The sequence below is a fragment of the Thalassospira profundimaris genome (genome assembly GCF_003326755.1).
GTDB classification, from domain to species: Bacteria; Pseudomonadota; Alphaproteobacteria; order Rhodospirillales; family Thalassospiraceae; genus Thalassospira; species Thalassospira profundimaris_B.
In genome coordinates this window covers 1-698 of sequence record NZ_JPWH01000081.1, presented here as the reverse complement: position 1 = coordinate 698, position 698 = coordinate 1, and the positions used below count along the sequence as shown (strand labels likewise).

Below are 698 nucleotides of genomic sequence, written 5' to 3'. Positions count from 1 at the left end.
GACGCTTACGATGCTGTTCTCACAGATGCTTTACTCCTGTGTCATTGCAACGCCGCCATGCAGCCGGTAGCCCTGTGGGTCCACCGTTTGATGTGATGGGCGTGCTCGAAGCGAATGTATCCGCCATGATAGAATCGCATGTGAGGGCCGCACAGGCATTCATGGCGCCGGAGCCGGTTTGAGCGGCGCGAAGAAATAACCCACGAGAGTCTCCGCATCGCCCGGCATGCGGTACAACTCGGGCGAGCGCAGATAGTCGATATGAAGCCCGAGCATGGCCCTCCAGCCACTTGTTGAATTCGGCGCGGTCGATATAGACCCGGCCACCGATCTTCAGCAGCGCGGGCTTCAGTCCATTCGTCTCCGCATGGAATATCGTAAGCGTCTCACCACGGCTACCTTGCGGGAGAGAGCAAAAGACCGGATTTTAGGAGCAAGAGGGAGCGGCGTCTCCGAACAGCTCAGGAGATCAGGATTTGGTCGACATATGTAGTTATGGCATTATCAACAGGCGCCGTCTGACGACAGAAGAAAAGCAGCGCCTTGTTGCCGCGAGTTATACCTCTGATGTGTCGGTTCGGGAATTTGCGATCCGGCACGGGATTGGGTACAGCACCCTGAACAAATGGCGTCGACAGTATGGCAGATCGGCAGATAGCCGTCCCGGTTTTGTGCCGGTCGCGCTGACGGACCGCCAG

General features: G+C 57.4%; 1 protein-coding gene. It reads left to right on the top strand.

What is annotated here, in order from left to right; all coding sequences use genetic code 11:
* Positions 1–476: 476 nt before the first annotated feature.
* A partial coding sequence (gene tnpA / locus TH25_RS24650; RefSeq protein ID WP_147253106.1) for an IS66 family insertion sequence element accessory protein TnpA occupies positions 477–698 on the top strand: 222 nt, incomplete at its 3' end.